Annotated in this window: 19 protein-coding genes and 2 tRNA genes; 9 read left to right on the top strand and 12 right to left on the bottom strand. The window is 61.1% G+C overall.

The window, feature by feature from the left end; translation table 11 throughout:
• Nucleotides 1-62: 62 nt before the first annotated feature.
• Both ASC96_RS14740 and ppdK read left to right on the top strand, forming a co-directional pair.
• Nucleotides 63-1,685, top strand: coding sequence for a diguanylate cyclase (locus ASC96_RS14740; protein WP_244482045.1), 1,623 nt, complete (start codon nucleotides 63-65; stop codon nucleotides 1,683-1,685).
• 132 nt (nucleotides 1,686-1,817) lie between these two features.
• On the top strand, nucleotides 1,818-4,484 hold the full coding sequence (gene ppdK / locus ASC96_RS14735; protein ID WP_060503789.1) for a pyruvate, phosphate dikinase: 2,667 nt from the start codon (nucleotides 1,818-1,820) through the stop codon (nucleotides 4,482-4,484).
• A gap of 53 nt (nucleotides 4,485-4,537) precedes the next feature.
• Here the strand turns inward: ppdK and ASC96_RS14730 are convergent, their stop codons facing one another.
• The 3 genes from ASC96_RS14730 to ASC96_RS14720 all read right to left on the bottom strand — a co-directional run bounded on the left by ASC96_RS14730 (nucleotide 4,538) and on the right by ASC96_RS14720 (nucleotide 6,176).
• The gene (locus ASC96_RS14730) at nucleotides 4,538-5,380 is read right to left on the bottom strand and encodes an alpha/beta hydrolase (protein WP_060503834.1); all 843 of its coding nucleotides are present in this window, start codon (nucleotides 5,378-5,380) and stop codon (nucleotides 4,538-4,540) included.
• Nucleotides 5,381-5,501: 121 nt separating this feature from the next.
• Nucleotides 5,502-5,753, bottom strand: a complete 252-nt coding sequence (locus ASC96_RS14725) for a hypothetical protein (RefSeq protein WP_060503788.1) — start codon at nucleotides 5,751-5,753, stop codon at nucleotides 5,502-5,504.
• 39 nt (nucleotides 5,754-5,792) lie between these two features.
• Nucleotides 5,793-6,176 (bottom strand): hypothetical protein, encoded by a 384-nt coding sequence (locus tag ASC96_RS14720; protein ID WP_060503787.1) that lies wholly within the window; start codon nucleotides 6,174-6,176, stop codon nucleotides 5,793-5,795.
• A gap of 291 nt (nucleotides 6,177-6,467) precedes the next feature.
• On the opposite strand from ASC96_RS14720, the gene ASC96_RS14715 reads away from it, so the two are divergent.
• A complete protein-coding gene (locus ASC96_RS14715; RefSeq protein WP_060503786.1) occupies nucleotides 6,468-7,376 on the top strand; it encodes a DUF1499 domain-containing protein in 909 nt (302 codons plus the stop codon).
• Between the two features lie 10 nt (nucleotides 7,377-7,386).
• Here the strand turns inward: ASC96_RS14715 and ASC96_RS14710 are convergent, their stop codons facing one another.
• The 5 genes from ASC96_RS14710 to ASC96_RS14690 form a co-directional block, all read right to left on the bottom strand.
• Nucleotides 7,387-8,286, bottom strand: a complete 900-nt coding sequence (locus tag ASC96_RS14710; protein ID WP_060503785.1) for a LysR substrate-binding domain-containing protein — start codon at nucleotides 8,284-8,286, stop codon at nucleotides 7,387-7,389.
• 204 nt (nucleotides 8,287-8,490) lie between these two features.
• Nucleotides 8,491-10,185, bottom strand: coding sequence for a DUF4166 domain-containing protein (locus ASC96_RS14705; RefSeq protein WP_060503784.1), 1,695 nt, complete (start codon nucleotides 10,183-10,185; stop codon nucleotides 8,491-8,493).
• A complete protein-coding gene (locus tag ASC96_RS14700; protein ID WP_060503783.1) occupies nucleotides 10,182-10,637 on the bottom strand; it encodes a thiol-disulfide oxidoreductase DCC family protein in 456 nt (151 codons plus the stop codon). The genes ASC96_RS14705 and ASC96_RS14700 overlap by 4 nt, the downstream gene beginning before the upstream one ends.
• Nucleotides 10,637-11,569, bottom strand: a complete 933-nt coding sequence (locus ASC96_RS14695) for an MBL fold metallo-hydrolase (RefSeq protein ID WP_060503782.1) — start codon at nucleotides 11,567-11,569, stop codon at nucleotides 10,637-10,639. Before ASC96_RS14695 ends, ASC96_RS14700 begins: the two co-directional genes overlap by 1 nt.
• A gap of 11 nt (nucleotides 11,570-11,580) precedes the next feature.
• Nucleotides 11,581-11,877 carry a cupin domain-containing protein gene (locus ASC96_RS14690; protein WP_060503781.1) on the bottom strand — a complete coding sequence of 99 codons (297 nt, stop codon included), beginning with the start codon at nucleotides 11,875-11,877 and terminating at the stop codon, nucleotides 11,581-11,583.
• A 380-nt stretch (nucleotides 11,878-12,257) separates the two neighbouring features.
• Here ASC96_RS14690 and ASC96_RS14685 point away from each other — a divergent pair.
• Nucleotides 12,258-12,331: transfer RNA gene (locus tag ASC96_RS14685), tRNA-Gln, on the top strand.
• A 265-nt stretch (nucleotides 12,332-12,596) separates the two neighbouring features.
• On the top strand, nucleotides 12,597-12,779 hold the full coding sequence (locus tag ASC96_RS14680; protein WP_060503780.1) for a YegP family protein: 183 nt from the start codon (nucleotides 12,597-12,599) through the stop codon (nucleotides 12,777-12,779).
• Between the two features lie 75 nt (nucleotides 12,780-12,854).
• Here ASC96_RS14680 and ASC96_RS14675 read toward each other — a convergent pair whose 3' ends face one another.
• Nucleotides 12,855-13,265, bottom strand: a complete 411-nt coding sequence (locus ASC96_RS14675; protein WP_060503779.1) for a hypothetical protein — start codon at nucleotides 13,263-13,265, stop codon at nucleotides 12,855-12,857.
• A gap of 378 nt (nucleotides 13,266-13,643) precedes the next feature.
• Here ASC96_RS14675 and ASC96_RS14670 point away from each other — a divergent pair.
• The 4 genes from ASC96_RS14670 (at nucleotide 13,644) to ASC96_RS14655 (ending at nucleotide 15,077) form a co-directional block, all read left to right on the top strand.
• Nucleotides 13,644-13,720, top strand: a tRNA-Pro gene (locus ASC96_RS14670).
• 284 nt (nucleotides 13,721-14,004) lie between these two features.
• Nucleotides 14,005-14,235, top strand: coding sequence for a hypothetical protein (locus tag ASC96_RS14665; RefSeq protein ID WP_060503778.1), 231 nt, complete (start codon nucleotides 14,005-14,007; stop codon nucleotides 14,233-14,235).
• Nucleotides 14,236-14,342: 107 nt separating this feature from the next.
• Nucleotides 14,343-14,822: a DUF2938 domain-containing protein gene (locus ASC96_RS14660; RefSeq protein WP_060503777.1), complete on the top strand. Its 480-nt coding sequence runs from the start codon at nucleotides 14,343-14,345 to the stop codon at nucleotides 14,820-14,822.
• Between the two features lie 9 nt (nucleotides 14,823-14,831).
• Nucleotides 14,832-15,077, top strand: a complete 246-nt coding sequence (locus ASC96_RS14655; protein WP_060503776.1) for a hypothetical protein — start codon at nucleotides 14,832-14,834, stop codon at nucleotides 15,075-15,077.
• A 124-nt stretch (nucleotides 15,078-15,201) separates the two neighbouring features.
• Here ASC96_RS14655 and cysN read toward each other — a convergent pair whose 3' ends face one another.
• The 3 genes from cysN to ASC96_RS14640 are packed head-to-tail and all read right to left on the bottom strand — an operon-like array spanning nucleotide 15,202 to nucleotide 18,493.
• Nucleotides 15,202-16,701 (bottom strand): sulfate adenylyltransferase subunit CysN, encoded by a 1,500-nt coding sequence (gene cysN / locus ASC96_RS14650; RefSeq protein ID WP_200954876.1) that lies wholly within the window; start codon nucleotides 16,699-16,701, stop codon nucleotides 15,202-15,204.
• 14 nt (nucleotides 16,702-16,715) lie between these two features.
• Nucleotides 16,716-17,669 carry a sulfate adenylyltransferase subunit CysD gene (gene cysD / locus ASC96_RS14645; RefSeq protein WP_060503774.1) on the bottom strand — a complete coding sequence of 318 codons (954 nt, stop codon included), beginning with the start codon at nucleotides 17,667-17,669 and terminating at the stop codon, nucleotides 16,716-16,718.
• Between the two features lie 41 nt (nucleotides 17,670-17,710).
• Nucleotides 17,711-18,493 carry a phosphoadenylyl-sulfate reductase gene (locus ASC96_RS14640; RefSeq protein ID WP_060503773.1) on the bottom strand — a complete coding sequence of 261 codons (783 nt, stop codon included), beginning with the start codon at nucleotides 18,491-18,493 and terminating at the stop codon, nucleotides 17,711-17,713.
• Between the last annotated feature and the right edge of the window lie 201 nt (nucleotides 18,494-18,694).

The raw sequence follows: 18,694 nt of genomic DNA, 5'->3' as shown, positions 1-18,694 counted from the left end.
GGCGCACAATTTCACCGGCAAGCCTGTAAAGAGCTATGCCGGATTGCCGGAGGGTATGAAGCTTGACGGATTTCACGGGCGCAGATGCGTTGATGCTTTTGAGGGCCGTTCCCGTGGCGTCCGTGTGCGTGAATGCTGGCGGCCTGATTGTCTTTGCCAATGAGGCCGCGGCGGCCATGTCCGGAGCCAGCTTTGTTCTTGCGCGCACGCCGGTATCTCGGCTTCTGCCGGAATGGCACGCCGTCTCGAACGCCACTGCCAAATCCTTTCGCCGCGAAACGCTGCTTTTGCGCGGCGATGGAAGTGTCATACCCGTCGAGCTTTCGGTCGTGCGGTTCAGTGATGTTTTGACGGGCATCGTCATCCGCGATCTCATCGATGAGCGGTCGATGGAATCGATGCGTCTTGAGCTGGAGCGGCAAAACGATGAGGCGCTGCTTGAGGCAAGGGCTGCCCACCGGCGTCTCGGCTTCTTCATCGACATGCTGCCGCAGGCGGCTTGCGTTTTTGATGCAGAGGACCGCTACATTCTCTGGAACGAGAAATATGCGGCACTGTATCCGGAAATCGCTGGCCACCTGCGCCCGGGAGTGCCGTTCAGGGAGATTCTCGAGATCAGCCTGGCCAGTGGCGATATGCCGGAAATAGTCGCGGATCCGGAAGACTGGATCGAGGAGCGGATGAAGAAGCACAGGCTGCCGGTCTCGCAGGAGGAGCAGATGCTGCGGGACGGGCGTTGGCTGCGCCACGACGACAGGCGCACGCCGGATGGGGGCGCCATCGGCATGCGCATCGATATCACCGAACTCAAGCGCCGCGAGGAATCCTTCCGGCTGCTGTTTGATGCCAACCCGATGCCGATGATGGTCTGCGATGCCGCGAACCTTGATATTCTGGCTGTCAACAACGCAGCAGTCAGGCTTTACGGTTTTCCGGCCGAAGCGATGCGGCAAAAGCGTGTCATTGATTTTCATACCGGCGGTGAGGGCGAGCGGTTGGGCACCATGCTGCGCAGCCTGGAGGGCGATTGCGAGGCGCGCACTGTCTGGCATCAGAAGGCGGCAGATGGCACCGAGCACCATGTGCTGATCTATGTGCGCATCATCAACGAGGGGCCGTCGCGGCGGCTGCTTTTGACGATCGCCGATGTCAGCGACCGCATCCGCGCCGAGGCGCATGCCACCCATCTTGCCCACCACGATCCGCTGACGGGCCTGCCGAACCGCATGCAGTTTCGCCAGAAGCTTGAATTCGCGCTGGAAAGAGCAGCCCGGGACGGGAGGGAACTGGCGGTTCACTATCTTGATCTCGATGGCTTCAAGCCGGTCAATGACACCTTCGGCCATGCGACTGGCGATATGCTGCTGAAGCAGGTTGCCGAGCGATTGAAGTCGGTGCTGCTGAGCGGTGATCTGGTGGCCAGGCTCGGGGGTGATGAGTTTGCCATTCTGCAACATGCCTCTGCCGCTGATGGCGCCGATATCGCCGACCGCTGCATCCTGGCTCTGGGAAAACCCTTCGGCATTGCCAACAGTCAGATCGGCATCAGCGTCAGCATCGGCATCGCGGTGGCGCCCGAAAACGGCTTTGATCCCGACGAATTGATGAGCGCCGCCGATAGCGCGCTTTATCAGGCGAAAGCCTCCGGCAAAAGCACGTGGCGCCGTAGCGCCGCCGCGGCCTGACCCTTCCTTCCGCTTTTGTGACAGTTTTTTCGTGTTTTTGCTGCGATGCAGCATAATTCCACCACCGGTGCATTTTAAAGCTGAAAAGGATACTGTAGCCTCCGGTGGGAGCCGTATGGGTGGAGAAATGGCATGACAAAGTGGGTTTATACCTTCGGTGGGGGAGAAGCCGAAGGAAATGTGGGCGATCGTGATCTGTTAGGGGGCAAGGGCGCCAATCTGGCAGAGATGTGCAATCTCGGCCTGCCGGTGCCACCCGGCCTGACGATCATCACCGAGGCCTGCGGCAAATATTATGCCGATGGCCGCATTATTCCCGAAGAGTTGAAGACACAGGTCTCGGCCGGTCTTGAGAGGATGCAGGCGATCACCGGGCGCGTGTTCGGCGATATCGAGCGTCCTCTGCTGCTGTCGGTCCGCTCCGGCGCCCGCGCCTCGATGCCGGGCATGATGGATACCGTGCTCAATCTCGGTCTCAATGACGCAACGGTACAGGCGCTCGGCCATGATGCGGGCGATGCCCGGTTTGCCTGGGACAGTTATCGCCGTTTCATCCAGATGTATGCCGATGTTGTCATGGGGCTCGACCACGAGGTCTTCGAGGAAATCCTTGAAGACGAAAAAGGCCGTCTCGGGCATGAGCAGGATACCGAGATTTCCGCCGTCGAATGGCAGCACATCATCGCGCACTACAAGCGGGTGATCGAGGAGGAACTCGGCGAGGCCTTTCCGCAGGATCCCGAGGTTCAGCTCTGGGGGGCGATCGGTGCTGTCTTTTCCAGCTGGATGAACCCACGCGCCATCACCTACCGGCATCTGCACAACATACCCGCCGCCTGGGGTACCGCCGTCAATGTCCAGGCGATGGTGTTCGGCAATCTCGGCAATACGTCCGCGACCGGCGTTGCCTTCACCCGCAATCCCTCGACCGGCGAAAACGAACTTTACGGCGAATTCCTCGTCAATGCGCAAGGCGAGGATGTCGTCGCCGGCATCCGCACGCCGCAAAACATCACGGAGGCCGCCCGCATCGCTTCGGGTTCCGACAAGCCGTCGCTGGAAAAGCTGATGCCGGAAGCGTTCGAGGAATTCCAGGCGATCTGCAACCGGCTGGAAGGCCATTACCGCGACATGCAGGACCTCGAATTCACCATCGAGCGCGGCAAACTCTGGATGCTGCAGACCCGCTCCGGCAAACGCACCGCCAAGGCGGCGCTGAGGATCGCAGTCGATATGGCCGAAGCCCGCACGATCACGCAGGACCAGGCGGTTGCCCGCATCGATCCCGCCTCGCTCGATCAATTGCTGCATCCGACCATCGACCCGCGCGCCCGCCGCGATATCATCGGTTCCGGTCTGCCGGCTTCGCCGGGTGCCGCGACGGGTGAGATCGTCTTCACCTCCGAAGAGGCGGTGCTGGCCAACAAGGAAGGCCGCAAGGTCATTCTGGTCCGCGTCGAAACCAGCCCGGAAGACATTCACGGCATGCATGCGGCTGAAGGCATTCTGACCTGCCGCGGCGGCATGACCAGCCATGCGGCGGTGGTCGCGCGCGGCATGGGCATTCCTTGCGTCTCCGGTGCCGGGAACCTGCGCGTCGATACCCGCAACGAACTTTTGATCGCCGCTGGCATGACGCTCGCCAAGGGTGAGGTGATCACCATTGACGGCTCCTCCGGCCAGGTATTGAAGGGCGAAATCCCTATGCTGCAGCCGGAACTGTCCGGCGACTTCGGCAAGATCATGGCCTGGGCCGATGCCAGCCGCCGCATGACGGTGCGCACCAATGCCGAAACCCCGGCCGATGCCCGCGCTGCCCGCTCCTTCGGTGCCGAGGGGATCGGGCTCTGCCGTACCGAGCATATGTTCTTCGAGGGTGAGCGCATCAATGTCATGCGCGAAATGATCCTGGCTGCAGACGAGGCGGGGCGGCGGGTGTCGCTCGCCAAGCTTTTGCCGATGCAGCGCTCCGACTTCACCGAACTGTTCTCGATCATGCACGGCCTGCCGGTCACCATCCGCCTGCTCGATCCGCCGCTGCACGAGTTCCTGCCGAAGACCGACGAGGAGATCGCCGATGTTTCGGCCGTTCTCGGCATGGACCCGGCCGAACTGCGCCAGCGCGTCGATGCGCTGCACGAGTTCAACCCGATGCTCGGCCATCGCGGCTGCCGTCTGGCGATTTCCCATCCGGAGATCGCGGAGATGCAGGCCCGTGCGATTTTCGAGGCGGCGGTTGAGGCTGCCCGCGAAACCGGCGCGCCCGTCGTGCCGGAAATCATGGTACCGCTGGTCGGGCTGAAATCCGAGTTGGACTACGTCAAGGCCTGCATCGATGCGGTGGCCAGGGAGGTTATTGGCGAGTCCGGTATCGAGATCGAATATCTTGTCGGTACGATGATCGAGTTGCCGCGTGCAGCCCTTCGCGCCCATGTCATCGCCGAAAGCGCCGACTTCTTTTCCTTCGGGACCAACGACTTGACGCAGACCACATTCGGCATTTCGCGTGACGATGCGGCCCAATTCCTCAATACCTACATCCAGAAGGGCATTGTCGAGAAAGATCCGTTCGTCTCGCTCGATTTCGATGGGGTCGGTGAACTGATCCAGATTGCCGCTGAACGCGGCCGCCGCACCAAGAACGGCTTGAAACTCGGTATCTGCGGCGAGCACGGCGGCGACCCGGCCTCTATCCGTTTCTGCGAGGACGCTGGCCTCGACTATGTCTCCTGTTCGCCCTTCCGCGTGCCGATCGCAAGACTGGCAGCCGCCCAGGCGGCGATCAATGGCAAGGGGTGAGTGCTACGGTTTAAACTGTCCGGCAAGCGGGGGCTCGCCGGACAGTTCGTTTCCTACCGGTCGATGAAATCCCGCACCGCCTTGTTGTACCCTTCCGGGTCCTGCAGCATGGCGAAATGGCTGGCGTCCTTGAGGATGATCAGTTCGGCGCCGGGGATGGTTTTTGCCAGGTAATCCGTATGCTCCCGGCTGATCGCCTCGTCGTGGTCGCCGAGAACGATGGTGGTCGGCGTCGTGATCTTCTTCAGGTCGTCGTCGCTCCAGTTGGGCTGGCTTGCCCACATGTTGCTGATCTGGGTGACGAAAGCGTCATATTCGGCCGGTGTCGGCGAAATCTTCTTGTAGACCTCGCCGGCCTTTTCGATGTAGGTGGCGAAGGTCTTGTTTTCCATCACGGTCGGGATGACGCCGTCGATCTTGGAATTGGCGGCCTGAGCAAACAGTTTGGTCAGCCGTTCCGGGTGATGGATGGCGATATCGAGGCCGATAATGCCGCCATCGCTCCAGCCGACAATCGCCGTCTTGCCGATCTTCAGGTAATCAAGCAGCGCCAGATAATCCGAAGACATCAGGTCGTAGCTATAGGGATCGGCATTGCGGGTCGAGCGCCCATGCCCGCGGCTTTCGGCAACGATGACGGTATGATCCTTGGAAAGATCGGCAATCTGTGCGCCCCAGATGTCGGCATAGCCGAGGCCGCCGTGGATGAGCAGCACCGGCGGGCCGGAGCCGTAGACGGCGTAGTACATGTCGATGCCGTTGACCGGCGCCGTGCCGGTTTTATCCGCCTTCGACATCGGGGCGGGGGCAGGCAGTTGCTGCCACCGTTCAGCGGCCACTGCCGGCGCGGCGGCGAAGAGGAAGAGGGCGCAGAGTACTTTCAGCACGGCTTTCATGAGAAATCTCCCGATCGTTGACGCGCCATCATAGGCGGCAATTGCCGTTGCCAAAGCAAAAGTCAGCGCCATTTCGCGCCGAATCGGAAATTTCCTTGCGGAAAGTGAAGGTGCTACGCGATTACCGGACGATAACCGGGCGGTTCCAGCCCCACATCATCGGGTCGTTGCCATAGCGCAATGAGCGCGACTCGGCACGGCGGTCGAGGTCGATGCGTTGCAGGCAGGTGGCGAGCGCATCAGTGCCGCGGCGGAAGCCGTAGGACAAGCAGGTTTTTTCGTCTGCGGCGCGGCGTTCTTGCGGCGTCAGTGTGGTGCAACCGCCAAGGATTGCGCCGAGCGCGACAAGCGACAGAATCTTCCCGATGGACATGCTGAGACCTTGAAACGATTGCAGATCTCACTCTGTCTATCAGATACGTTGCAGCACATCCACAAAGGCTTCGGCAAAATTCTTGAGGTCCGCGGTGCTTTCGTCGGGTGCTTCGAGGCGGATCGTGTTGCCACCGGTTTCCAGGCAGGCGAAGATCGTTGCCATGACAGCGCTGCCATCCTTGGGAATGCGCAGGACCGCGATGCGATCACAATCGGCCACCAGCCCGGAGGCGGGCAATTCGAACAGCAGGGCGCCGTCGATGGCTGCAGCGGCGGCGCGGACATGGGCGGAAAAGCCGTCCGGGCCGGCGGTGAAACCGTCCAGCGAGAGTTCGAGTTCAAGCAGTTCGATGGTCAGGTTGGCGTCGGGCGCCGGAATTAAGGTCTGGGTGGCCGATGTGGCCATCTCGGATGATAGCATGCTCACTCTCCTTTCAAGCCACAAGAAAGACATCTCTTCCCGTGCACCTGGAAATTCCGATGTGTGTGCAAACCGGTCCTACGCCGCATGAACCGGGAAACACGGCTGATCCCCATCATTAAGACATGATCAAGGAGAATGGCAAATTTGCGGCATGTTAGGAAGTGTAGATGTTCGCCCGCCATCCGCGCCTCCATCCTCGTCCCGGCGAAAACCACTTCACAGCTTTCGTCATCATGCTCTAAACAGGAGATGTGTTGCCGTGTCAGGCCAAGGGATTGATTCTGCCAGATGATGATCAAGTATGAGCGCCCTACATCCGTTGCAGCCCGTTGGGCGCGCCGGATCGCCCGCTTTGCCTTCGGTCTCTTTATCGGGGCCTTGCTGGCGCATCGCTTCGGCCCGCTGGTCACCCCGCATTTCGTGGTGCTGGTGGTTCTGTCGGCAGGTCTGGCGGCGCTTGCAGTGGTGCTTGCAATTGCCGGTTTCGTCCGGTTCTGGCAGGTCGCAGCCATGGGCGGCGTCGCCTCGTTCGTGGCGCTGGTCTATGCGGCCGTTCCGATCGCGGCCGCAGGCTTTGTGATCGGCGAATATTTTTCCAAGCCTGCGATCTACGATGTCAGCACCGATACGGTCACGCCGCCGCCCTGGATCAAGACCCCGAATGCACAACGGGGCTGGCTGAAGCGCGCGGCCGAGGTGACGCCGGCGGATCGCGAAGCGCAGGTTCTTGCCTATCCGGCGCTGACCGGCCGCCGTTACGACGGTGCGCTTGACCGCGTGTTTCAGGGGGTAAAGACCGTTGCGGAACAGACCGGCATTACCATCGTTGCGCAGGCGGGCGTCGAAAATGCCGAAGCCGATCTGGAAGACATGGCCGTCAAGCCGGCCGACGCTGCCCCGGCCGATAGCGATCCTGATGACGTGCCGATCCCGCTGTCGCGCCCCGAGATCGCCACGGGTGAGATGCCGCCGGGACGGCGCTCCTCCGATATTTTGCTGCAGGGCGAATGGCGCACTTTGATCGTTGGCCTGCGCTTCGACGTGCTGATCAGGCTGCGCGAAGAGGCTGAAACCACCTTCGTCGATATGCGGGTCGCCTCGCGTTATGGCGGCCATGATCTTGGCCTCGGTGCCGCCTTTGCCGACCAGTTCCTGCATGCGCTCGATGCCGAATTGCTGGGGATCGCGGGCGATTGATCCTGAGCCTTCAGCCGGATAAGCCTGCAAAGCAACCGGTGATCCAGGTAACAAAGGCCAAGGCTTGCGGTGATAACTGATTGAAGTCGCGTGCCACCAGGAAATAGGCGCCATGCGGGACTTTCAGGTCGAATGGCTGGATAAAACGCCCGGCGTCGAGGTCGTCACGAGAAAGGACTGCATCGACAAGTGCGACGCCATGGCCGCGCAGCAGGGCCTGCAATGCCAGTGCGCCATCGGTGAAGATCGGCCCGCGCATAATCTCGGCACCCGGCGCGAGCCCGGCTGCTGCAAACCAGCGCGCCCAGACGTCGCGATTTTCTTCATGCAGCAGAGTGTAGGAGAGCAGGTCTTCCGGCATCTCAAGGGGAGCCTCATCCCTGATGATCGCCGGCGACAGGGCCGGAACCATGGCGACGTCGCAGAGATGGAGGGCCTGGGTGCGAGGCCAGCTGCTTGCCTTTGCGCTATGGCGGATGGCAAGCTCCGCCACATCGCCGCGAAAATCGACAAGTCTAGCTTCGGATTCCACGGATACGTCGATTTGCGGGTGCTCTTCGCGAAAACGTTGCAGATGCGGCACGAGCCAGCAACCGGCAAAGCCGGGTTCGGCATTGACCGTCAAAAGCGTCGCGGGTTTGGCCGCCCGCACTTCCTCAAGCCGGGCATCGATCGTATCGAAGGCGGTGGCCAGTGTTTCAAGCAGTCTCGACCCTGCTGCGCTCAGACGCACCTTGCGGTGATGCCGCGTAAACAGCGCTGTCCCCAGGAGCGCTTCCAGCTCGCGTACCTGCCGGCTGATCGCGGCTTGCGAGACGAACAGTTCTTCGGCGGCCAGTGTAAAACTCTCGAGCCTTCCAGCCGCTTCAAAACTGCGCAGGGCGGTCAAGGGTAAACGTCCGCGTTTCATCGCATAACCTCAAGTCATCCGAAGACGACAATAAGCTCGTTTGTCAGCCATGGGCAAGGGGCGCATCCTTGGCGCATCGATAGTTTTGGAAGGACGATGCGATGGGCGCGATCCTCAAACTCTGGATGGACGTCATTCTGCTCCTCACCCTGCAATACGACATTGGCCGCAAGCCGTTCCGTGGCGACGGCAGCGCCGAACGGTTCAACCGGCCCTTGGACGAAGCCAGCCGGTATAACGGACGATCAGCCCGGTCAGCGGACTGGTGATCTCGACATGAAACCGGAAGATGCCGTTTACTTCTTCCTCGAATGTCTCGCCGCGGGGCGCCAGAAACAAGGGCAGAGGCAGACCGAAAAAACGCCAGCCGCGGATCACCAGCCGCAAGCGTCCCTGATCCGGCAGCAGAGCGATCAGCACGCGAAACGGCCCGAAATCCTCGGCCAGCAGGCCGGCATCGGGACCGGCGATGGCGGATTGCACGCTGTGGAAGGATTGTGTGCCGAAGGTGCGGACCCAGGTCTCGCGGCCATCGCCGCATGCGAAACGGACCGTGACCGGCACGTCGGGACTGTCCGCGGGAAAGCCGATGATGGCGGCCGTCATCCGGGCCAGAAGGCCGGTGCCTCGCTCGATTTTGGCCCGTCCTTCAACGGTCCGCGAGATGGTACTGTCATGCATGGTGGCAACGGCGGGCGATAGGCTCTCCCACGCGCTTGCCAGCATGTGCCGATAGAGCGGTGTGTTTGGTGCACAAAGACTGTCGTCACGGATGCCGGTGCGGATGGCGAAACGGTCAAACAGCGGCTCGAAATCGGCAAGTGTCAGTTCGCCCGCAGCCGGACGAGCGCCAAGCCTTGGTTTGCGTCCCGCAAGCCAGCCGCGAACGATTGCCTCTGCTGCCATTGCCGGGATGAAGGGGCCGTCGTCTCCCTCAGCCACCAGATGCCAGGATTTCGCATGCGGCTTGCCATCTCCGGTCCAGCCGGTGACGGCGACGAACATGCCGCCGCGATGTTCGCCGAAGGCGAAGCGATGCGACGCCCAGTGAAACAGCGCAGCAAACGGTGAAAGGGACGCAAGCAGCCGCAGCCGCACCAGCCAGCCGCCAACGCCCAGCAGGCGTTGCAGGATTTGCGGTTCGGTTCCAGCGCCCGTGAAGGTGGATTGGAGGCCGGGTAGAGTGCCTGGTAGCAGCGCCAGATCCGGCGCATCGGCAAGCGCGAACCTTCGGCTGTTCAACGAAATGCCACCCGGTGGCGCGATCGTACGGCGGACGCAATCCATCAAACCGTAACCAACTGTCTGCTTGCCGTTGTGCAGACGCGCCACCGGCTTGCCGGCATAGCTCGACACGGCCTTGACGACGTTGAGGCCCATGCGGACTTTGGGCGAGGGAGCGATACCGGATGTCACCGTGGTGATGCCGGCAAATTCCGGTTTCAACGCATTGAGCGCCGCAAAGGAAAGCGCGGGAAAACTGCTGCAGCCGGAAAGGGCAAACACATCGCGATCCACAGCCATGCCGTTGAGGCTGGACAGGCCCGCCACGAACGCGGTCGCATCGGCTAGATCGAGATAGCAGATGCCATGCGCGATGCAGGCCTTGACCAGCCGGTAGGGATCAGGTCCAGTATCCTGAAATGGCCCGGAGGCATCGACCACCAGATCCGGTTTCAATCCAGTGAGCACGGCGTCCACATCGCCGTTGCGGTCCATCGCGACAGGCTCAAGCACGGCCTTGGCCGAGATGCCGTCAACAAAGGCCCGCGCCTTGTCATGTGATCGTCCGGCCACCAGCAGCGTCAGGCGCGGTTCGTCGGCCAGGAGCCGCACCAGCCTGCCACCAAACGTGCCATAACCGCCAAGGATCAGGATGCGTAGCCGTTCGACGCTCATGCAAGGAACCGGGCGCGATGTTCTGGCGCCGGGACGAAGCAGCTGTTGCGGCGGCCGGCGATCCGGTAGCGATTGCGCGCCACAAGTTCATAGAGTGGATCGCGGACGCGTCTCGGCAGCGCGCGGAAGACGTTTGCAAGGTTCCAGGGAAGGCCGAGCCCGGCCGCCATGCGCAGCGACCCCTCCGATCTCAGATAGGCGATGCCATTCTCGATCAGGATATTGGTCTCATAGTCGCGGCTGTCGAGGCTATAGTGACGGTAGAGCGCTTCGCCAAGGGGCGATTGCGCCGTGATGAAATGGTAGCGGCCCTGCTTGTCGTGGCGCAGGACGAAATTCACCCAGCCGGAGCAGAAGATGCATGCGCCATCAAAGACGATGATGGGATGGTCGTCGGCAAAGGCAGGCACCGCCGGATCGCTGCGGTAACTATAGGCTGATCTCAACTGCATCAGCTTGCCCCGCCGGGCGCCAGGCGAAAGGCGCCGGTGAGCGAGGGGGCTCCATCGGTCTCGACCTGGCCGCGCTCCAAAAGGTCCTCCAGATGAGCAAACACCGACAGCGCCGCGGCGCCATGCAAGCGCGGATCGGTAGTCGCATAGATCACCTTCACCATGTCGGGGATGAACGTGTCACCGGCCCGCACCCGCTCCAGTACGGCGCGCTCGCGCATCCGCCGGTGGGCGCGCAGGCCGCGCAGGAACGCAGCAGGCGCGTTGACCGGGCCGCCATGGCCGGGCAGGTAGAGCCGATCGTCGCGGGAAAGCAGCTTTTCCAGCGAGGCCATGTAATCGGTCATCGACCCATCCGGCGGCGCGACGATCGAGGTTGCCCAGGCCATCACATGATCGGCGGAAAAGACGATGCCGGTCTCGTTCGGACTGCCAAGCGCAAATGCCGCGTGGTTGGCGGTATGGCCGGGCGTTAAAAGCGTGGTCAGCGACCAGCCATCGCCCTCGACCCGGTCGCCATCGGCAAGCGCGATATCGGGCGAAAAATCCTTGTCCGAGCTTTCGGCAAACGGGTTGATCTCGCCGGCATGCAGCAGCCGTGCCGCCCGGTGGGGCCCCTCGGCAACAACAAGCGCGCCGGTCTCAACCTTCAGCCGCCGGGCAAGCGGCGAGTGGTCGCGATGCGTGTGGCTGACGGCAATATGCGTGACCTCGCGGCCTTTCAGCGCCGCCATCAGCGCCTGGAAATGCGCTTCGTCCTCCGGCCCGGGATCGATCACCGCAACCGATTTATCGCCGACGATATAGCTGTTGGTGCCATGGAAGGTGAAGGGACCGGGATTGTTGACGGTGATGCGCTGCACCCCGTCCGCCACTGTCACCGCTTCGCCATGGGCTGGCTTGAAGTCAAGGTCGAAATCTGGACCGTCCACGCGCCGTCTCTTCACTTGTACTCGACTTCGATGAACGACATGAATTCCTTGCCGGCATTGACGACATTGTGCTCGACGCCGGCCTCGCGCCGGTAGGCCTGCCCCTTGGCAATATCCACCCGCCGCTCACCGCCGGGCTCTTCCAGCAGAAACTGGCAATCGGTCATCGGGATGACCACATAGCCCATGCCATGCACATGATGCCCGGTATCGGCCCCCGGCTCAAAATCCCAGCGGGTGATTCTCACTACATCATCATCGAGAAGAACAGTGGGTTTGGCGGGCGGGCGGGCACGAAAAATGCTCATGGAAGTCTCCGGGTTTGGGTGGAGACCCTAGCCTAGAATGCCGATGACAGAAATGTATTTCCAATACTGGCTGATGTCTTTTGAGTGCTGGCGCTACAAGCGATTGTCCCCGCGCCATTGCCCCTCACCCTAACCTTCTCCCCGCACGCGGGGAGAGGGGACAACAGAGGTTGCCGCATCTCCCTTCGCCCCGCCTGCGGGGAGAAGGTGGCCGACAGGCCGGATGAAGGGCCGTTACGCATGCCGCGCCCGCCCGCAGCCTTCTCAAAATCGCCCCCTTGAAAAATCCGCGCAAAACCCAAACTTAGACATTGTCGCATGCGTTCGGCTTTGCTAAACCGGCACTCGATTTGGCAGGGCAATCTGTTCGCGCCAAATGGTGGGGCGTAGCCAAGCGGTAAGGCACTGGTTTTTGGTACCGGCACCCCTGGTTCGAATCCAGGCGCCCCAGCCACTTCATTTCTCGTCATGTTCAGTTGATCACCTCAAAAGTCCCTCGGTAGGCGGCTTTGTGGGTCGTCTGCATGACATTGGGCGGCTTATGATCCGATCCTCCGAAACGTTGCAGAAGATTGCGCGTCGGTCTGGCGGCCCAAAAAGAACTCCCCACCGATTTTCACCAGCTGGCTAGTCGCTTTACATCAGGGGCAAACTTGCCAACGCCGGCAGCAACTGCCACGTTGAAGAGGCTTGATTCACGCTGACAAGAGGGGGAGCTGATGGCTCACAAGTTTGAAATCTACAAAGACAAGGCTGGCGAATTCCGGGTTCGCTTCAAATACAACAACGAAGTGATGTTCTCGACGGAAGGCTATTCCAGCAAGTCGAGCGCTCAGAATGCCATCGATTCCATCAAGAAAAATGGCCCCGGTGCGCCCGTCGAAGACAACAGCACCACCTGAGCAAACGCCATAAACAAGACCCGCCGGTGAAAACCGGCGGGTCCATTCACATCAGCACATCTGTGCCCAAAAACCTTACTTCGCCTGATCGCCAGCCAGAAACTCCTCGCACCAGCTCGGACCGGAAGACTTTTTGACATCGCCGAGCACCGTGATCGAGCGGATGACGTAGTCGGACGAGACGTTGAGCTGGACAGAGCAGGACAGGAATTCGGTGCGGGCGGAGGCGATCTTCTTGCCCTTCTTGCCGTTTTCACCTTCGGCGTACTGCGCCGGGATCGTCCGCTTCTTGTAGCCGCCCTTCCAGGAATAGACGGTCATGTCACCGCTGGAAACGTCCGACTGTGGCGGGCCAAACGCGGCGAAGAAGACGCCAGCGGGCTGTCCCTTCCAGCGGGCCTCGACGGCATTGCGGGCCGGGCCCACGGTGGTGCAGCCGGCAAGCGCCAGCGCAAGGCCGGCCACGGTCATCAAGCGGAAATTCATCTGGTCACGTCCCTTTGGTTTTCGTTCTGAAAGATCGCCCGCCCCGGCGGCGCAAAGCGCTGGCAGCCAAGGCTTGTCGCCCCAGCCTCTAGCGCTAAACCGATTGAAAGAAAATCTCCGCAACGGCTTATAAACGCGGCTGTACGCATAAATTTGCAAGCGTTGCCGAAAGGCCCCAGCAAGGGAACAGTTTGGTGGGAAAAACCCGCTGTCGGCTGCAATTTTTAGCGCCGTTTCTGGCCTGGCTGAGCAGCTTGGCTGCAGGCTTTTCCGGTGGTGTGGCGGGACTTATCCTATTGTTTTCAAGCTACATGCGGATTTTTCAAATTTGCGCCTTGTGGAAAGGAAAATGCTGTTCTATAGAGGCGCCGCTGGTCACGGAGTGTAGCGCAGCCTGGTAGCGCACGTCGTTCGGGACGACGGGGTCGGAGGTTCGAATCCTCTCACTCCGACCAGCTCTATTTCCCTGAAGCGCTGAATTTTTTGAAACTGCCATCTCTATATAGCGGTGCTGGACCTGCTGTTTGCAAAAATGCCGCTGGAGAGCGGGCGATGGCAAACCTGCAGCTACCCGCCGGAACCTAACCGTCAGCCGGAGCCGTGGCGGCCCGGCCGATTGACCCGGGAAGGCTGATTTGAGGCTGCCTGCTGCTCAAATCCCATTTGCAACACAGTGATTCTCCGGTCTATCATTGCCTTGAAAACCGGCCAGCCCGGCGGCCCCTTTCGGGATACTGGAATGAATATACCTCACTTCACACCGGCACATCTCATCCCCAGCGATATCGAGGCCTATGCCAACAGGCTCGCCGAACATGTGGCGGGCATCCACCTCGAGACCGGCGAGTACAGCGAGATGACGATTACCATTGAAGATGTCGTCATCGATGATTATCCCGCCGGCGATTACGAGGTGATCGTGCGTCAGAAGAAACCCGCTAGCTTTCTCGAGCTGGAAGCCAAGCGCTGAAACCGCCGCTGACTTCACCGGCGGTGGTGCTTGACCACAAAAACCGGCCTGAACTATAAGAAAACGGCTGCGTCGCGCCGCACTCCGGTCAACAGGATTTTCACTTCATGTTCGATATTTTCTGGCGCAGCGTGGCAATCGGCGTGGGCGGAACCGTGCTGATGGATCTCTGGGCGGTCCTGTTGTGGTTGCTGGCTGGCCAGAGCAAGCCGAACTGGGCGCCGGTCGGGCGATGGTTCTGGCATTTGCGCACCGGTAAGGTTTTTCATGACGATATCGGCAAGGCGGAGCCCTATGCCCACGAGCAGGCGCTTGGCTGGATCAGCCATTATGCTGTCGGCATTGCCTACGGCATCCTGCTCGTCGCCGTCACCGGCTCTGCATGGCTTGCTGCACCGACATTCCTGCCTGCCTGGATCGTTGGTATCGTCACCATCGGTGCCGGCTGGTTCCTGCTGCAGCCGGGCCTGGGCATCGGCTGGGCCGCCTCCAAGCTGCCAAACGCCAATAAGGTGCGTTTCCTCAATTTCGTCTCGCACACGGTCTTTGCGGCCGGCATGTACGGGACCGCATTGCTCCTACGCTAAGGGCTTGATTTGAAAAAGATTGACGACCTGATCGCTTCCGCGGCCAGCATCCACGACCGCTACAAGGCAGGCCGCATGGAGCGTGAAACTGTGCGCGAATGGGTGCTGGGTCTCGGTGGTTATCCGCCTCCCTATGCGGGAGCGTTGAGCGAGGCGGCCGCATGGTTCAAGCCCTTGCGGGACATGGAACCGGATGCGCTGAAAGTGGTGGATCTGGAGCGGTTGAAGGCCATCGTTACCGCCAACGCGGCCTGATTGCGGCGGACCGGGATCGGTTCACGCGCCGCCAGGCGCATGAGTATGCCGGACATTTTCAATGACATGACAACAAGCGCCACCTCCGGTCTTTCGGAGGTGGCGCTTGCCGGGCTAAGCCATGTCAGATGTCGACGGCGGCATCCTTGAAGATTTGCGATGCTTCGCCGGCAGTCATGCGGCGCAGGTCGGTTTCGTCGCGGCGGCGCGAAAACAGTTCCGTCGCCATCAGTTGCTCGGCAAGGTCAGCCGGCAGAGAGAGGATCACGCGGGCCTCGTCCGAACGCAGATCGGTCAGCGACGAGCGCTTGGCGGTGATCATGCCGCCGGCAACCGTGTTGTTGGTATCCGGATCGATCAGGATGAAGGCGCCTGTTGTGCGGTTCTGTTCATAGGCGTCAAAAACGGCGTTCTCATCGAAGGAGAGGTGGACCTTACCGATGCCGTTCATCGGCAGTACGCCCGTCCGCTGGTTCCAGCTGCCGGTCTGGAGGTCCAGCTGGCTGTAGGGGTTTGCAGTAACGCGCTGGCGCCGCGAGCCGCTCTTCAACCAATAACGCCGGCCCGGCTGAATGCCTTCGGCCTGCAGGGCAACGATCTGGGCATCGAAGTCGAGGCCGACCTGCGGCTGGCTGTCGATCGAGACGATCATGTCGCCGCGGGCGACATCGACCTGGCGATCGAGCACCAGCGTGATCGCATCACCGGCAACGGCTGCGTTGCGCACGAGATCGAAGGTGATGATCTTGGTGACGTTGGCAACCATGCCGGACGGCAGAATGATGACGGAATCGCCGGGCTTGACCGAGCCACCGGCAACGGTGCCCTGATAGCCGCGGAAACTCTCGCCAGGACGCGAAACGCGCTGCACCGGCAGGCGGAAGCCGACGGTCTGGGCGGAGCGGACCGTTGCCAGCTCCAGCACCTCGACCAGCGTCTGGCCGTCATACCAGGGCATCGACGCCTTGCCGTCATAGACGACGTTTTCGCCCTTCAGCGCCGACATCGGGATGGCGGTGATCTGGCGCACGCCGAGCGACAAGGCAAGCTCGCGGAATTCGTGGGTGATCTGCTCGAAACGGGCGCGGTCATAACCGACGAGGTCGAACTTGTTGACGGCCAGCACGAACTGCTTGATGCCCATCAGCGAGGCAATCGTCGCATGGCGGCGGGTCTGTTCGAGCAGGCCGGTGCGGGCATCAACGAGCAGCACGGCGAGATCGGCAGTCGAGGCGCCGGTTGCCATGTTGCGGGTATATTGCTCATGGCCGGGCGTATCGGCGACGATGAAGGAGCGCTTGTCGGTGGCGAAATAGCGATAGGCGACATCGATGGTGATGCCCTGTTCGCGCTCCGCCTGCAGACCGTCAAGCAGCAGCGCGAAATCGGGCAGGCCGAGATCGTTCTGCTTGCCACTGTCACGGCGCAGCGTTGCCGCCTGGTCTTCCTTGACAGCCTTTGTGTCCCAGAGCAGGCGGCCGATCAGCGTCGACTTGCCATCATCGACCGATCCGCAGGTGATCAGCCGCAGCGGGCGTGTATCGCGGACGGCGCGCGTAGCCTCCGTGGCCGGAAAGGCGGTTACCGTGCCGGTCGTTACGTCAGCGCTGGCGGCTTGTGCGATTGCGGAAACGGTCATCAAAAATATCCTTCACGCTTCTTCTTTTCCATCGAGCCGGACTGATCGCGGTCGATGGCGCGTCCCTGCCGTTCGGAAACCGTGGCGATTTCCAGTTCGGCAATGACCTCTTCAAGGGTGGTGGCCGTGGAGCGGATACCGCCGGTCAGCGGCCAGCAGCCGAGCGTGCGGAAGCGCAGCATGCCTTCCTGTATCTGTTCGCCCGGCAGCGCCTCGAAGCGCGGATCCTCGGCCCAGACCAGCATACCGTCGCGGTCTACGTATTTGCGCGGCTTGGCGTAGTAGAGCGGTACAAGCGGAATGTTTTCTGCCTGGATGTAGCGCCAGATATCCACTTCGGTCCAGTTGGAGAGCGGGAAGGCGCGCACACTTTCGCCCTTGCGGATCATGCCGTTATAGACGTTCCAGAGTTCCGGGCGCTGGTTGCGCGGATCCCAGCGGTGGTCCGGCGTGCGGAAGGAATAGATGCGTTCCTTGGCGCGGCTGGCTTCCTCGTCACGGCGGGCGCCGCCAAAGGCTGCATCATATCCACCGGCATCCAGTGCCTGACGCAGCGCTTCCGTTTTCATGATGTCGGTATAGAGCGCCGAACCGTGGCTGAACGGCGTGATGTTTTCTGTCGCGCCGCGCGGGTTCTTGTGCTCGATCAGGTCGAGATCATATTCCTTGGCAACGGCGTCACGGAAATCGATCATTTCCGGGAACTTCCAGCCCGTATTGACGTGCAGCAGCGGGAAGGGCACGCGGCCGGGATAAAAGGCTTTTCGCGCCAGATGAAGAAGGACGGAACTATCCTTGCCGATCGAATAGAGCATCACCGGCTTGTCGAACTCGGCTGCCACTTCACGGAAGATGTGGATCGCTTCGTTCTCGAGCGCCTTCAAATGCGGGTCGAGCGGGGTCTTTGCTGTCTGCGGATTGTGCAGTTCCGTTTCCGGAAGAGTACTGGGCATTTCAAGTCTCCGGGAGTGTCTGTGGTGCGAGCCTGCGCGGGTTATCGCGCAATGCTGCTGGAAACGGGGCTGTTTGAGATCGAGGATGCTTGCGGGATCGCCGAGGCGGCGTCTGCGACATGGAGGCCGCATTCGCGCTTCTCGTCATTCTCCCACCACCAGCGGCCGGCGCGCTCGGGTTCGCCCGGCTTGATCGCGCGCGTGCAGGGCTCGCAGCCGATCGACGGGTAACCACGGGTGTGCAGCGGATTGACCGGGATCGCCTCTGCCGCAACATGCGCACGGATCGTCTCGATGTCCCAGTCGGCCAGTACGTTGATCTTGATCAGGCCCCGTTCGGAGTCGGCTTCGGCAAACGGCGTTTCCGCGCGGTTGCCGGATTGGCCGCGGCGCAGGCCGGTGATCCAGAAGGATGCCCCTTCGAGTGCACGCGCAAGAGGCTTCAGCTTGCGCGCGCCACAACAGGCATGCCTGGCTTCAACGCTGTCGTAAAATCCGTTCGCACCATACTTGGCGGCATAGGCGTCGATATCGTCCTGTTCGGGATAGAAGCGCCTGATCAGGATGCCGTAGGTCTCTTCGGTTTTGTCGATCAGCGCCACGGTCTCGTTGAAGAGGCGGCCGGTTTCAAGCGTCGAAACCTCGATGCCGTGCTTGCCGGTGCCGATGGCGGCAGTGATGACCTGGTCTTCGATGCCGAGGCTGGTGGTGAAAACTGACTTCCCGTCAAGCGAAGCAATCAGCGCCAGCCGGCCGGAAAGATCGAGTTTTTCCAGTTGGCTGTTGAGCGCTGTGGCGCGGTTTTCAAGCGATGCGGATGTCATGGGAGGATATCCTGTTCTGTTGGCAGGGAATATCGCAGCCGTGGGTGACAAAAGACAGAAAAACGGATTTCTAATGTTGGCGGATCAGAGCAAATATCTCTCCGATCGGCAAAAAACGCAGAATAGCGTCAAAATCCGTGATTTTAAGCATAAAATCTATGATTTTTATAGCTTATTGCGGTTGAGCGAACCTCGGTTCAA

Origin of the sequence: Rhizobium sp. Root1204, from assembly GCF_001424965.1 — a bacterium.
Taxonomy (GTDB): Bacteria; Pseudomonadota; Alphaproteobacteria; order Rhizobiales; family Rhizobiaceae; genus Pararhizobium.
The sequence above is the reverse complement of the archived record's forward strand: the minus strand, read 5'-3'. Positions and strand labels throughout refer to the sequence as shown.

Bases quoted from the DNA above. Each gene is read 5' to 3' on its own strand.
- ASC96_RS14715 (WP_060503786.1), top strand. From the start codon at position 6,468: ATGATGATCAAGTATGAGCGCCCTACATCCGTTGCAGCCCGTTGGGCG.
- ASC96_RS14710 (WP_060503785.1), bottom strand. From the start codon at position 8,286: ATGAAACGCGGACGTTTACCCTTGACCGCCCTGCGCAGTTTTGAAGCG.
- ASC96_RS14690 (WP_060503781.1), bottom strand. From the start codon at position 11,877: ATGAGCATTTTTCGTGCCCGCCCGCCCGCCAAACCCACTGTTCTTCTC.
- ASC96_RS14700 (WP_060503783.1), bottom strand. From the start codon at position 10,637: ATGCAGTTGAGATCAGCCTATAGTTACCGCAGCGATCCGGCGGTGCCT.
- ASC96_RS14675 (WP_060503779.1), bottom strand. From the start codon at position 13,265: ATGAATTTCCGCTTGATGACCGTGGCCGGCCTTGCGCTGGCGCTTGCC.
- ASC96_RS14680 (WP_060503780.1), top strand. From the start codon at position 12,597: ATGGCTCACAAGTTTGAAATCTACAAAGACAAGGCTGGCGAATTCCGG.
- ASC96_RS14725 (WP_060503788.1), bottom strand. From the start codon at position 5,753: ATGTCCATCGGGAAGATTCTGTCGCTTGTCGCGCTCGGCGCAATCCTT.
- ASC96_RS14660 (WP_060503777.1), top strand. From the start codon at position 14,343: ATGTTCGATATTTTCTGGCGCAGCGTGGCAATCGGCGTGGGCGGAACC.
- cysD (WP_060503774.1), bottom strand. From the start codon at position 17,669: ATGCCCAGTACTCTTCCGGAAACGGAACTGCACAATCCGCAGACAGCA.
- ASC96_RS14705 (WP_060503784.1), bottom strand. From the start codon at position 10,185: ATGAGCGTCGAACGGCTACGCATCCTGATCCTTGGCGGTTATGGCACG.
- ASC96_RS14730 (WP_060503834.1), bottom strand. From the start codon at position 5,380: ATGAAAGCCGTGCTGAAAGTACTCTGCGCCCTCTTCCTCTTCGCCGCC.
- ASC96_RS14720 (WP_060503787.1), bottom strand. From the start codon at position 6,176: ATGCTATCATCCGAGATGGCCACATCGGCCACCCAGACCTTAATTCCG.
- ppdK (WP_060503789.1), top strand. From the start codon at position 1,818: ATGACAAAGTGGGTTTATACCTTCGGTGGGGGAGAAGCCGAAGGAAAT.
- ASC96_RS14640 (WP_060503773.1), bottom strand. From the start codon at position 18,493: ATGACATCCGCATCGCTTGAAAACCGCGCCACAGCGCTCAACAGCCAA.
- ASC96_RS14665 (WP_060503778.1), top strand. From the start codon at position 14,005: ATGAATATACCTCACTTCACACCGGCACATCTCATCCCCAGCGATATC.